This is a genomic window from Hydrogenophaga soli, assembly GCF_054777695.1.
The window spans coordinates 641486-654764 of sequence record NZ_BAAHAK010000001.1 but is presented as its reverse complement, the minus strand read 5'-3'; the positions used below and the strand labels follow the sequence as shown (position 1 = coordinate 654764).

Here is a 13279-nt window from a genome sequence, read left to right as displayed (position 1 = left end):
ACCTGAACACACAGAACATGTCGGCAGTGTATGTCCCCATGCCCCGGGGGGGCATGTGTCACCACAAGGCGCAAGTGGTGCTGCCGTGGCACACGCTTTGGCGTGGTTTGAGGAAGCGGGTGTTGAGTGGCACCGTGGTCATGGGGGACGATGTCATGCGACGGCCTCGTACAACGTGACCACACAGGCCCCGCCCAAGCCCAGGTTGTGTTGCAGCGCCAGGCGGGCACCGGGCACCTGACGGGCCTCGGCCTGGCCACGCAGCTGCTGGACCAGTTCGGTGCACTGGGCCAGGCCGGTGGCCCCCAGCGGGTGCCCCTTGCTCAGCAGCCCGCCCGAGGGGTTGGTGACCACGGCACCGCCGTGGGTGTTGTCACCGTCCAGCACAAAACGCTCGGCCCCACCGGGTGGGCACAGGCCCAGGGCCTCGTAGGTGATGAGCTCGTTCTGCGCAAAACAATCGTGCAGTTCCACCACGTCCAGGTCTTGCGGGCCCACCCCGGCCTGCTCGTACACCTTTTGGGCCGCGCTGCGGGCCATGGAAAAACCCACCACCTCGCGCATGTCCCCGGCCTGGAACGTGGTCGAGGTGTCGGTGGTCATGGCCTGGGCCCGGATGCGCACTTGGCTGTTCAGCCCGTGGCGGCGGGCAAAGTCTTCGCTCACCAACACGGCCGCCGCCGCGCCACAGGTGGGCGGGCAGGCCATCAGCCGGGTCATGACGCCCTCCCACAACATGGGCGCGGCCATCACGTCGTCCACGGTGAGTTCCTTGCGCAGCAGGGCCACGGGGTTGCGGGCGGCGTGGCGGCTGGCCTTGGCGCGAATGGCGGCAAAGGTCTCCAGCCGGGTGCCGTGCTGCTGCATGTGGGCCAGCCCGGCCCCGCCAAAGTAGCGGATGGCCAGCGGAATGTCGTCGCGCCCCACCAGCTGGCGGGTGGCGTCGTCAAACGGGTCAAAGGGCGAAGGCCGGTCGGTGAACACGTTGCCCAGCGCCCCGGGGTTCATGTGCTCGAAACCCAGCGCCAGCACACAGTCCGCCGCACCGCTGGCCACGGCCTGACGGGCCAGGAACAGCGCCGTGGAACCGGTGGCGCAGTTGTTGTTGACGTTGACGATGGGAATGCCGCTCATGCCCACGCCGTACAGCGCCCGCTGCCCGGCGGTGGAGTCGCCGTACACATAACCCACATAGGCTTGCTGCAGGTCGATGTAGTCAAGTCCGGCATCGACCAAAGCGGCCCGAACCGCCTGCGCGGCCATGTCGGGATAGGGCGCATGGGCACCGGGCTTGGCAAAAGGTGTCATGCCGACACCGGCAACGCATACGGCAGAGGACATGGGCAGGCCACCTTCACAACAGGATGCTGCATTGTGAATCGGCGCAGACTTGGCTGAAGGAGTCTGCGGCTTAACATGGGCACCCCATGAACATCCGATGTGTCTCACGCTTCATTTTCGCGGCTGCATGGGGGCTGATGGCCTCATTGCCTTTGGCTGCGCAGCCCTTGGTGCACATGGGCTACATCCGCTTGGCACAACCTGACGGTGGAACCACGAGCGTTTTCTATCCCACCTTGGCCGAAGAAAAAGCCGTCAGCCAAGGTCCGTTTCAGCTGTCATGGGCCGCGGATGGCCTGCCCCTGCGGGGCAACGGAAGGCTGATTGTCATTTCCCACGGGTCTGGCGGGTCCCCTTGGGTGCACACCGATCTGGCGCGCGCCCTGGTGCAGCAGGGGTTTGTGGTGGCCCTGCCCCAACATGCTGGCGACAACCACCTCGATCCCTCGGAGCCCGGCCCAGCGAGCTGGAAGCGCCGACCTCACGAGGTGAGCCAAGCCATCGACCAGCTGAAGGCCGCTCCCAGCCTGGCCCCACTGCTGCAACTGGATGCCGTGGGGGTCTTCGGTGGATCGGCGGGTGGACACACCGCACTCACATTGGCGGGAGGAGAGTGGTCGGAGACCCAATTCCGCGACCACTGCCTGCAACACATCGAAAAGGATTTTTCGTCATGTGTCGGGTTCACCACCTTGTTGCGTGACAACTGGCTTGATGGCCTGAAATTGTGGCTCGCCAAACAAATCATCCAATGGCGGTTTGGTGACAGCACTGTTCAAAAGCACACCGATGACCGTGTCCGCTCCGTGGTGGCCATGGTGCCGTTTGCGGCGGATTTTTCACCCGTATCGTTGACCCATCCACGTGTTCCGCTGGGCCTGGTGATCGCCGAACAGGACATCAACCAGGTTCCCGAGTTCCATGTGAAAGCCATACAGACGGCCTGCCACCCACGGTGCGAGGTGCTGACCGATCTGGCAAATGCAGGCCATGGTGCGATGCTGTCCCCACTCCCGCCATTCCAGCCAGGGACCATCGCCCACACGCTGCTGAATGACCCTCCGGCATTCGATCGAACGCGCGAGGTCCCTGAGTTGAACAAAGCCATCGCGTTGTTCTTTGTTCGGACATTGGGCGCAACAACCACTGCAAACTGAGGCCATCCCCCCCACCCCTATGATGGCCGGATGACCGCATCCGCCCTCGCTCCCACCCTGACCGAAGCCATTGGCGCCCTGCTGTTCGCACTGGCCGTGGTGCACACGTTTTCCACCAAGTTCTTCGAGCACCTGGCCCACACCCAGCCCCGGCATGCCGGTCTGTGGCATTGGTTGGGCGAGGTGGAGGTGGTGTTTGGCTTCTGGGCCTTGGTGCTGGCCGTGTTCATGTTTGCCACGGGAGGGCAAAAGCAAGCCCTCGACTACCTGGAAACGCGCAACTTCACCGAGCCGCTGTTTGTGTTTGCCATCATGGTGATTGCGGCCACCCGCCCCATTTTGCAAAGCAGTGCGCGCCTGGTGGAGGCCCTCTCCGCCGCGCTGCCTTTGCCGTCTGGCGTGGCCATGTACTGGGTGGTGCTGGCGGTGGTGCCGTTGATGGGCTCGTTCATCACCGAACCGGCGGCCATGACGCTGGCGGCGCTGATGCTGCGCGACAGCCTGTTGCAGCACGACCTGAGCAACCGGGCGCGTTACGGCACGCTGGGGGTGCTGTTCGTCAACGTGTCCATCGGCGGCACGCTCACGCCCTTTGCCGCCCCGCCGGTGCTGATGGTGGCGGGGGTGTGGCAGTGGGACATGGCCTACATGCTCACGCACTTTGGTTGGAAAGCCGCCCTGGCAGTGGCCGTCAACGCCAGCGCCGCCGCGTGGTGGTTCCGCAAGGAAGTGGCCCGCATGGCCCCCCCTGACGCTGACGGCACGCCGCAGGCCCCGTGGGCGGTGGTGCTGGTGCATGCCGTGTTTCTGGTGGGCGTGGTGGTGTTCAGCCACCACCCAGTGGTGTTCATGGGGCTGTTTCTGTTCTTCATGGGTTTTGCCAGTGCCTACCCCCGCCACCAGGACCCGCTGATCCTGCGCGAGGCGCTGCTGGTGGCTTTTTTCCTGGCCGGGCTGGTGGTGCTGGGTGGGCAGCAGGCCTGGTGGCTCCAGCCCTTGTTGCTGAAGCTGGATGCCAACGCGGTGTTTTTCGGGGCCACGGCGCTCACGGCCATCACCGACAACGCGGCCCTGACCTACCTGGGCTCGCTGGTGGAGGGCCTGAGCGACGAGTTCAAGGTGGCGCTGGTGGCCGGTGCCGTGACGGGCGGCGGCCTGACGGTGATCGCCAACGCCCCCAACCCCGCCGGGGTGGCCATTCTGCGGAGCCGTTTTCACGAGCAGACCATCCACCCCCTGGGCCTGCTGCTGGCCGCCCTGCCCCCCACCCTGGTGGCGATGGCGGCCTTTCGGCTGCTCTGACCTGAGCAAAGCCTTGGCGCAACCATTGCAGCCCTTCGATAATCCCCGCCATGTCTGAACGCGTCATTCCGGTCGTGGACCACCGCATGCAAACCCTGGCGGCCCATGTGCCCCCTGAGGGCATTGCCGCCACCGGGCTGTTGTCCGATGCGCTGGGCCGCCCTTTGCGCGACCTGCGCATCAGCGTCACCGACCGTTGCAACTTCCGCTGCAACTACTGCATGCCCAAGGAGGTGTTCGACAAGGACTACCCCTACCTGCCGCACAGTTCGCTGCTGTCGTTCGAGGAAATCACCCGGGTGGCGCGCAGCTTCGTGGCCCACGGCGTGCAAAAAATCCGCCTCACCGGGGGCGAGCCGCTGCTGCGCAAAAACGTCGAAATCCTGGTGGACATGCTGGCACAGCTGCGCACGCCCGACGGTCAGCCGCTGGACCTCACCCTCACCACCAACGGCAGCCTGCTGAAAAAGAAGGCCCAGGCGCTGAAAGACGCCGGGCTCAACCGCGTGACCGTCAGCCTGGACGGGCTGGACGACGCGGTGTTTCGCCGCATGAACGACGTGGACTTTCCGGTGGCCGATGTGCTCGACGGCCTGGCCTCCGCGCAGGCCGTGGGGCTGGGTGCCGCCGCCGATGGCCGCCCCTCGGGCCTGAAGGTCAACATGGTGGTCAAGCGCGGCACCAACGACGACCAGATCCTGCCCATGGCCCGGCATTTCCGGGGCAGCGGCATCACCCTGCGCTTCATCGAGTACATGGACGTGGGCGCCACCAACGGCTGGCGCATGGACGAAGTGCTGCCCAGCGCCGAGGTGGTGCAGCGCATCCATGCCGAGCTGCCGCTGGTGCCCCTGGACCCGTCGGCCCCGGGCGAAACCGCCGAGCGCTGGGGTTATGCAGGACCCGACGGACAGCACGACCCCGCCCTGGGCGAAATCGGCGTCATCAGCAGCGTGACCCAGGCCTTTTGCGGTGACTGCAACCGCGCCCGCCTGTCCACCGAGGGCAAGCTGTTCCTGTGCCTGTTTGCCACCCAGGGGCACGACCTGCGCGAACTGCTGCGCGGCACCCACACCCACCCAGGCTCGCTGGCCCGCCCCGCCAGCGATGCCGAACTGGCCAGCGCCATTGCCGCCATCTGGCAGGGCCGCAGCGACCGCTACTCGCAACTGCGCGCCAGCCTGCCCCCCGACGTGGCCCAGGTGTCGGGACGGCGCATCGAGATGAGCTACATCGGCGGCTGATTTACTTCTTTATTTGTAGCAAATACATCAAACAAATAAAGCGATGGACATCAAAAACATTGAACAAATTGCAGCCGAACTCCAGGGGTACGACCCGCAAGCGTTGAGTGCCGACGCGGTGGGCGACTTCCTGGCCCGGCTGGTGCAGCCGCTGGGCGCCTGGGACACACCGATCCCTGCCACCGAAACCCTGCCGTTGATGCAGGCCCACCACCGCATCCTGGCGGCGGACATCGTGTCGCCCGTCAGCGTGCCGCCCCACGACAACTCGGCCATGGACGGTTACGCCTTCGACAGCCGGGTGTTCCAGACCCTGGCCCCAGGCCAGCCCCTGGTGCTGCGCCCGGTGGGGCCCACGGCCTTCGCAGGCAAGGCCTGGCAAGGCGAGGTGGACACCGTCAGCCGCCACGAGTGCGTGAAGATCATGACCGGGGCCATCATGCCCGCCGGGCTGGACACGGTGGTGCCGCAGGAGCTGACCCAACCCGGCCCCGACGGCACGGTGACCGTGCCCGCCGGGGTGGTGCAACCCGGTGACAACCGCCGCCTGATGGGCGAAGACCTGATGCAAGGCCGCCCTGCCCTGCACGCCGGACAGCGCCTCACCCCCGCGGCCCTGGGCCTGGCCGCCAGCCTGGGCCTGCCCACCGTGACCGTGTGGCGGCGGCTGAAGGTGGCCTACTTTTCCACGGGTGACGAAATCCTCAGCCTGGGCGAAGCCCCCCGCGAAGGCGCGGTGTACGACAGCAACCGCTACACCGTGTTCGGGCTGCTGCAACGCCTGGGCTGCGAGGTGCTGGATTTGGGCGTGGTCCGGGACGAACCCGGGGCCCTGGAAGCCACCTTCCGCCGGGCGGCGGCCGAGGCCGACGCCATCATCACCAGCGGCGGGGTCAGCGTGGGCGAGGCCGACCACACCAAGGCCGTCATGAAGCAGTTGGCCGCTGCCGACCCCAGCGGCCAGAGCGGCGTGGCCTTCTGGCGCATTGCCATGCGCCCGGGTCGCCCCATGGCCGTGGGCCGCTTTGGCCGCACCGTTCTGTTTGGCCTGCCGGGCAACCCGGTGGCAGTGATGGTCACCTTCCTGGCCTTTGTGCGCCCGGCGCTGCTGCGCATGATGGGTTGCCAAAGCTGCACCCCAGTGATGCTCAAGGCCCGCAGCCTGGAGCCCCTGCGCAAAAAGCCGGGCCGCACCGAATACCAACGCGGCACCGTGTCCACCGCCGCCGACGGCAGCCTGCAGGTGCGCACCACGGGCAACCAGGGCTCGGGGGTGTTGCGCTCCATGGTGGAAGCCAATGGCCTCATCGTGCTGCACCACCACCAAGGCAGCGTGCAGGTGGGCGACGAGGTGGACGTGATGATGTTCGAAGGGGCGCTGGGATGAGCCCCGGCCACACCCGGCCTCCTGACAGCGGCTGGACCCGGCCCCTGGACGACGCCACGCCGTCCAGCGGACTGGACCACTGGCGAGAGGACATGCTGCTGACCATGCTGGGTGTGGCGCTGCCCCTGGGCAGTTTCCTGGTGATGCTGGGCATTGCCGTGGCGCTCTACAAGAACGACCTGGTCATGGTGGTGACCGATGTGGTGGCCTGGGGCCTGTTGCTGGCGCTCCACCACTACCGCCACCTGTCACACCAGGTGCGCGCCAGTGGCGTGGTGCTGCTGGTCGCCGGGGTGGGGGTGTCGTTCATGGTGAGCCGCATCGGGGCCTATGGCCTGCTGTGGCTGTCCGCCGTTCCGGTCATGGCGGCCTTGTTCCTGGGGCGCTGGATGGCGCTGCGCCTGGTGGCCTTGATCGGCTTGGGGGTGTTTGGCTGGGCCTGGTGGGCCGACATCCCCCTGGAAGCCGAACCCCTGGTGGACGAACCCGCGCTGAAGTGGGGCCTGCTGGCCTTCAACTTCATCACCATCAACACCCTCATTGCCGTGTCAGCGGCGGTGTTGCTCAGGCGTTTGGATGCCGCCCTGGGCGAAGCCCGCGCAGCCCAGGAGGCCCACCGCCGATTGGCCGAAAGCGACAACCTCACCGGCTTGCCCAACCGGCGCATGCTGCACGACCAATTGCGCCACACCCTGCTGCGCAGCCGACAGGTGGGCGAAGCATCGGCCGTGCTGTTCATTGACGTGGACAACTTCAAGGACGTGAACGACACCTACGGCCACCTGGAAGGTGACCAGGTGCTCATCCAGGTGGCCCAGCGACTGACGGGCGAGGTGAGCGCCCCTTCCCTGGTGGCTCGCAGCGGAGGAGACGAATTCGTGGTGCTGTTCCGCCCCCCCCAGGACCCGGGGCAGGACATCCGCACCCAGGTGCTGCAGCTGACCCAGCGGCTGCGCCAGTGCTTGGAGCAACCCATGAACCTGGCCGGGGGCATCCACTACCACGTCAACACCTCCATTGGCGTCAGCCTGCTCAACCGGCCCCACATGACGGTGGACGACGTGATGCGCGAAGCCGACACCGCCATGTACCGTGCCAAGGCCCTGGGCCGCAACCAAGTGGCTTTTTTCGAGCCCGCCATGCGCGAAGCGCTGGTGGACCGCATGCAACTGGAACACGACCTGGGGCAGGCCATCCAGACCGGCGGTCTTCACATCGCCGTGCAATCCCAGGTCAATGCGCAGCACCAGGTGGTGGGGGCCGAAGTCCTGGTCCGCTGGACCCACCCCACCCGCGGACCGCTGTCGCCCGCCCGCTTCATCCCGCTGGCCGAACACAGCGGGCTGGTGCTCCCCCTGGGAGACTGGGTGCTGGAGCAAGCCTGCAAACTGGCGCAAGAACTGCAACAACGCGGCGTGACCTGCCCGCTGGCCATCAACATCAGTGCCAAGCAGTTCCACCAGCCAGGGTTCGACCAACACCTGCTGTCGGCCCTGAAACGGCACGGCGTGCCGCCCTCTTCGCTCATGCTGGAGGTGACCGAATCGCTGCTGGTGACCGACCAGACCGACACCATTGCCGCCATGAACCGCCTGGCAGACCAGGGCATCCGCTTCTCCATTGACGACTTCGGCACCGGCTATTCCAGCCTGAGCTACCTGAAAAAGCTGCCCCTGCACGAGCTGAAGATCGACCGCAGCTTTGTGGACGACTTGCCGCACGACGGCAACGACGTGGCCATCGTGGACACCATCCTCTCCATGGCGCGGGTGCTGGGGCTGGAGGTGGTGGCCGAAGGGGTCGAAACCCAAGACCAGGCCGACTTTCTGCTGGCCCACGGTTGCCATGGGCTGCAGGGCTTTTTGTTCAGCCGACCACAGCCCCCCGAGGACTGGCTGGCCAGCCTGCCCACCACGCGCCCAACACCCTGAGCGCCCTCAACACCGTCAACGCCCTCAACGACCTGAAGGCACGCCTTTGTTGGCCAGCTGGTCGGCCCGTTCGTTGCCCGGGTCCCCGGCATGGCCCTTGACCCAATGCCACTCGATGCGATGCCCGCCGCCGGACACCAGGGCATCCAGCTCGCGCCACAGATCGGCGTTCTTGACGGGCTGCTTGGCCGCGGTCACCCAGCCCTTGGCCTTCCAACCGTGAATCCATTCGGTGATGCCCTTGCGCACGTACTCGCTGTCCAGGTGCAGCTTGACCTGGCAGGGGCGTTTGAGGGCCTGGAGGGCCTGGATCACCGCCATCAACTCCATGCGGTTGTTGGTGGTGGCGGACTCACCGCCACACAGCTCTTTCTCGTGGGGACCGGAGCGCATCAGCACGCCCCAGCCACCGGGCCCGGGGTTGCCTTTGCAGGCCCCGTCCGTGTAAATGACAACCTGATTCAAATCTGACTTTCGTTCGAAGAATGGGCCGCCCCCCGTGGAGCCACGCTCACGCGCGGGCCCCGGGCGGCTGAATACGGTTTCCAGGCCGGCCCCAGCAGGCGCATGCCGCGCACACGCTTGACGGCCACCATGGCGTAACCGGCCCCGAGTATCGGCCACCAGCGGCGGCCCCCGCGGTCCATCCATTCGTAACGCTGCAACCAACGCTCCGACTGGACCGCCGGGTGGTACAGGCCAAAACGCACGGTGTCCACCTCCAGGCCCAGCAGCCGCATCCAGTCGCGCAGGCGCCAGTGCCCGATGAACTCGCCCGAGCGGGGCAGGAACAAGGCCCGCTGGGCCAGCCGCTGCAGCCCCAAGCGATCGTACAGGTGGGATCGATGCTGCCTCAGCCCCCACAGGCTGAGCGGGTTGAGGCCGGTGACCACCACCCGCCCTTCCGGGCGCAGCACACGCTCCACCTCCCGCAGCACCTCGTGCGGGTCGGCGCTTTGCTCCAGGGTGTGGGGCAGCACCAGCAGGTCCATGCTGTTCTCGGGCAGCGGCAGCGCGGCCGGGTCGCACACCAGCAGCGCGGGCATGGCCGGGACCACACCGGCCACCGGCATCACCCGCGCCGTGGCGGTGTGGGTGTGCACCATCCAGCGGTGCGGCATGCGGTTGGCGGCCAAGGCGTCCATTTCGGGAACGCCCAACTGGGCGGCGTTGAACCCGAACACATCCGCCAGCAACTCGGCCAGACAGGCTTGCTCCCACGCCAACAAGCGCTGCCCGGGGGCGGTCTGCCACCAATCGTCCAAACCTATAATTTCGCGCTGCATGTGCTGGCTGAACCTTTTGTCGTTCGGCGTATCCAGTGCGCATCATGCCGCAGAGTGCCGCCATGCACCGGGCAACCTCCATCTTCTGTCTGCTTTGCCCATGCAACTTGTCCCCCTGCCCGCATTTGCCGACAACTACATCTGGGTGCTCCACCACCAGGGCGAAGCGGTGGTGGTGGACCCGGGCGATGCATCGGTGGTGTCGGCGTGGCTGGCATCGCAGTCGGTTCGGCTGACCCACATCCTGGTCACCCACCACCATGCCGACCACACGGGCGGCGTGGCCGAGCTGCACAACCAGCACAACGCCACCGTGTGGGCCCCGGCCACCGAATGCCCGCAACTGGCCGCCCAACGTGTGGCCGACGGCCAAACCATGAACCTGCTGGGCCAGCGCTGGCAGGTGCTGGACGTGCCCGGCCACACCGCCGGGCACGTGGCCTACCACTGCACCGGTTCGCCCGGGTGGCTGTTTTGTGGCGACACCTTGTTTTCGGGCGGGTGTGGGCGTTTGTTCGAAGGGTCCCCCTCGCAAATGTGGGCTTCGCTGCAAAAGCTGGCCGCCCTGCCCGATGACACCTTGGTGTGCGCGGCCCACGAGTACACGCTGTCCAACCTGCGTTTTGCGCTGGCCACCGAGCCTGACAACGCCGAACTGGCCCACTGGATGCAACGCTGCCAACAACGGCGCGAAGCGGGCCAACCCACCCTGCCCACCACCGTGGGCACCGAAAACGCCATCAACCCCTTCCTGCGTGCCCATCGGCCTGCCTTGCAGGCCGCGGCACAGGCCTGGGCCCTTCAGCACCCGGAGGTGCTGGCGCGCCACGCCGGGTTGGATGCCCCCACGCGGTCGTTTGCACTGCTGCGTGAATGGAAAAACCTGTTCTGACCATGAATCAATCCTTTGTTGCCCGCGGCCCGTCGGGCACCTGGCGCCTGTGGCTGCTGAGCGTTTGCCTGTGTGGGTTGGCCCTGCTGAGCGGCTGCAACACCCTGCCCACAAACGGCGCTTCTGCGGGGTCCGGCTCGGGCATCCAAGTGGAAGCATCCTCCGGCACCGCGGCCCCGCAAGCGGATCGCAGCACACGCCGCAGCGCGGGTCCACTGTGGCCATCCGACACGCTGCAACCCATTCAACCCGGGTCGGCCTACAGCCTGACGGTGACCTCGCTCACCCCGCCGGCCGACCTCTGGGACCGCATCCGCCGTGGCTTTGCCATGCCCGACCTGGAAGGCGACCTCGTGCGCGACCGGGTGGACTGGTACACCAGCCGCCCCGACGATGTGTTCCGCATGACCGAACGGTCTCGCAAGTACCTCTTCCACATCGTCGAAGAGCTGGAGCGGCGCGACATGCCCACCGAACTGGCCTTGCTGCCCTTCATCGAAAGCGCCTTCAACCCCCAGGCCGTCTCCAGCGCCAAAGCGGCGGGCATGTGGCAGTTCATGCCCGCCACCGGCAAGGACTTTGACCTCAAGCAGAACATCTTCCGCGACGACCGGCGCGACGTGCTGGCCTCCACCCGGGCCGCGCTGGACTACCTGCAGATGCTTCACGACATGTTCAACGACTGGCACCTGGCGCTGGCCGCCTACAACTGGGGCCAGGGCAGCGTGAAAAAGGCCATCGAGCGCAACCAGAAGAAGGGCCTGCCCACCGGGTACGCCGACCTCAACATGCCCATGGAAACGCGCATGTACGTGCCCAAGCTGCAAGCGGTGAAGAACATCATTGCCAGCCCCGCCGAGCACAACGTGCGCCTGCCCCTGATCGAGAACCACCCGTTCTTCGACACCGTGGCGCTGGACCGTGACCTGGACGTGACGCTGGCGGCCCGGCTGGCCGAGCTGGACGAGGAGGACTTCCGCGCCCTCAACCCGTCCATTCACCGCCCGGTCATCCTGGCGGCAGGCACCCCCAACATCCTGCTGCCCTGGGAGAACGCGGCCATTTTCAAACGCAACCTGCAGTTCCACATGGGCCCGCTGGCCACCTGGACCGCCTGGGCCGTGCCCAGCAGCATGCGCACCGCCGACATTGCCAAACGCTTTGACATGCCGGAAAGCGATTTGCGCAGCCTGAACAAAATCCCGCCCGGCATGCTGGTCAAGGCCGGCTCCACCCTGCTGGTGCCCCGGCTGGGCCATGCACAGCAGGAAGTGCCCGAGCAACTGGCGGACAACGCCCGCCTCGATTTCCAGCCCGAAAAGGTGACCCGCAAAATCAGCATCCAGGCCAAGAAGGGCGACACCCTGGAAAGCCTGGCGCGGCGTCACCAGGTCAGCGCCGCCGACCTGGCCAGTTGGAACAAACTCGGCACCAAGACCAGCCTGAAGGCAGGCCAGAACCTGACCCTGCTGAAGGAAGTGCTGCTGGTCGCCGCCACCAAGTCCACCAGCAATGCGGCCAAACCAAACAACAACCGCACGACCGTGGCCCCCAAGCCCAGCCGACAGACGGCTCCTGCCAAGCCCGTGCGAAGCCCGGCCAAGCCCAAGGTGGCGCCCAAAGGCAAGTGAGCTCAGACCCGGAAGCGCTGCTTGGCCTTCAGGGCGTATTCGTTGGTGTAGGTTTCCGCCAGCACCGGGTGCAGGCGCGTGAAGCTGGTGTCCAGCCGCAGCATCGCCAGCAAGGCCGAGGCCGCCGCCGCGTCGGGCATGAGACCATCGGTGGACAGGCCGTCACGCGACTTTTCAAACGCCGCCAGGTACTGCGCCCGATCCGGCCCCAAAGCGGCTTCGGGCAACACACGGGCCAAGTCTGACGGGCCCGCCGTGCGCAGCCATTTGAGCGCCCGGACCACCGCGTGGGCCAGGGCCTGGCACACCGCTTCCTGGTGGGACAGGCTGTGCCGTTGCACACACACCGCCAGCCCGGGCACCGCGCCCCCCAGCACCTCGGTGGTTCCGCGCACCGTGCGGGTGTCGGCCACCAGCCGCACTTCGCCCCGCAGCTCCAGGCCCGACACCAGGGTGGAGTCGAGGCACAGGGCGTCAATGGCACCCTGTCGGTACTGATCCAGCACCTCTTGCGGTTCGGCCAAGGCCAGCACTGGCAGATCGGCCCCCGCCAACCCAGCCAGTTGCAGCGTGCGCTCGATGATCAACTGGCAGGCCAGGTCCGGCGGCACGCCCAGGCGACGCCCGCGAAGTTCCACCCCCGACTTGGCCACCCCCGCCGTCCCTCGGGGTTGCACGGCCAGCACGCGCAAGGGCGCTCGGGTCTGTAGCACCACGGCACACAGTTCAACCCCCCGGGCGCGCTGGGCCAGCACCTGGGTGTATTCAATGGCCGCGGCCTGCACCCGACCGCTCGCCAGGGCCTGGGCCGCCGCCACGTCGGACGCCACCGGCACCCACTGCACGTCCAAGCCCTCGGCGTCCAGGTAGCCCAAGTCACCGGCCAGCTGCAACGGCAGGCCGGCCACGGAGGCGGTGCGGGGCATCGCGATCTTGAGCACCGTTCGCCCCCGCGAATTCGAGGCCGCGGCCCACGTCGGCCCTGGTGCCCCGGCCACCCCTGCGGCCAATGCAGGCACCGCCAGACGCAGCAACGCCCGGCGGCTGAGCTCATCAGCCACCGGGCGAGAACACAAAAGCGTTGCATCGGCAGGCATGCCCCGAGCCT

General features: G+C 66.9%; 11 protein-coding genes. 7 read left to right on the top strand and 4 right to left on the bottom strand.

Features of this window, described 5'->3' with window-relative positions:
- Positions 1 to 153: 153 nt before the first annotated feature.
- A complete protein-coding gene (locus tag ACYVB7_RS02985; RefSeq protein ID WP_460505064.1) occupies positions 154 to 1341 on the bottom strand; it encodes a lipid-transfer protein in 1188 nt (395 codons plus the stop codon).
- Positions 1342 to 1517: 176 nt separating this feature from the next.
- Between ACYVB7_RS02985 and ACYVB7_RS02980 the strand changes: the two genes are divergently transcribed.
- From ACYVB7_RS02980 to ACYVB7_RS02960, 5 genes are read left to right on the top strand one after another with little or no spacing between them, the layout of a single operon-like run.
- Complete coding sequence (locus ACYVB7_RS02980; RefSeq protein ID WP_460505063.1) at positions 1518 to 2498, top strand: alpha/beta hydrolase family protein; 981 nt, start codon at positions 1518 to 1520, stop codon at positions 2496 to 2498.
- A gap of 30 nt (positions 2499 to 2528) precedes the next feature.
- A complete protein-coding gene (locus ACYVB7_RS02975) occupies positions 2529 to 3800 on the top strand; it encodes a putative Na+/H+ antiporter (protein WP_460505062.1) in 1272 nt (423 codons plus the stop codon).
- 50 nt (positions 3801 to 3850) lie between these two features.
- Positions 3851 to 5044 (top strand): GTP 3',8-cyclase MoaA, encoded by a 1194-nt coding sequence (gene moaA / locus ACYVB7_RS02970; RefSeq protein WP_460505061.1) that lies wholly within the window; start codon positions 3851 to 3853, stop codon positions 5042 to 5044.
- A 49-nt stretch (positions 5045 to 5093) separates the two neighbouring features.
- Positions 5094 to 6431 carry a molybdopterin molybdotransferase MoeA gene (gene moeA, locus ACYVB7_RS02965; RefSeq protein ID WP_460505116.1) on the top strand — a complete coding sequence of 446 codons (1338 nt, stop codon included), beginning with the start codon at positions 5094 to 5096 and terminating at the stop codon, positions 6429 to 6431.
- A complete protein-coding gene (locus tag ACYVB7_RS02960) occupies positions 6428 to 8362 on the top strand; it encodes a putative bifunctional diguanylate cyclase/phosphodiesterase (RefSeq protein WP_460505060.1) in 1935 nt (644 codons plus the stop codon). Before moeA ends, ACYVB7_RS02960 begins: the two co-directional genes overlap by 4 nt.
- Before the next feature lie 24 nt (positions 8363 to 8386).
- Here ACYVB7_RS02960 and rnhA read toward each other — a convergent pair whose 3' ends face one another.
- Together rnhA and ACYVB7_RS02950 are read right to left on the bottom strand one after the other, a co-directional pair.
- Positions 8387 to 8827 carry a ribonuclease H family protein gene (rnhA, locus tag ACYVB7_RS02955; RefSeq protein WP_460505059.1) on the bottom strand — a complete coding sequence of 147 codons (441 nt, stop codon included), beginning with the start codon at positions 8825 to 8827 and terminating at the stop codon, positions 8387 to 8389.
- The gene (locus tag ACYVB7_RS02950; protein ID WP_460505058.1) at positions 8824 to 9648 is read right to left on the bottom strand and encodes a class I SAM-dependent methyltransferase; all 825 of its coding nucleotides are present in this window, start codon (positions 9646 to 9648) and stop codon (positions 8824 to 8826) included. Before ACYVB7_RS02950 ends, rnhA begins: the two co-directional genes overlap by 4 nt.
- 100 nt (positions 9649 to 9748) lie before the next feature.
- On the opposite strand from ACYVB7_RS02950, the gene gloB reads away from it, so the two are divergent.
- The gene (gene gloB, locus ACYVB7_RS02945; RefSeq protein WP_460505057.1) at positions 9749 to 10540 is read left to right on the top strand and encodes a hydroxyacylglutathione hydrolase; all 792 of its coding nucleotides are present in this window, start codon (positions 9749 to 9751) and stop codon (positions 10538 to 10540) included.
- Between the two features lie 2 nt (positions 10541 to 10542).
- Complete coding sequence (locus ACYVB7_RS02940) at positions 10543 to 12171, top strand: lytic transglycosylase domain-containing protein (protein WP_460505056.1); 1629 nt, start codon at positions 10543 to 10545, stop codon at positions 12169 to 12171.
- Between the two features lie 2 nt (positions 12172 to 12173).
- Here the strand turns inward: ACYVB7_RS02940 and ACYVB7_RS02935 are convergent, their stop codons facing one another.
- Entirely contained in the window at positions 12174 to 13232 is a 1059-nt protein-coding gene (locus ACYVB7_RS02935; RefSeq protein WP_460505055.1) for an ABC transporter substrate-binding protein, read from the bottom strand.
- Positions 13233 to 13279: the final 47 nt, after the last annotated feature.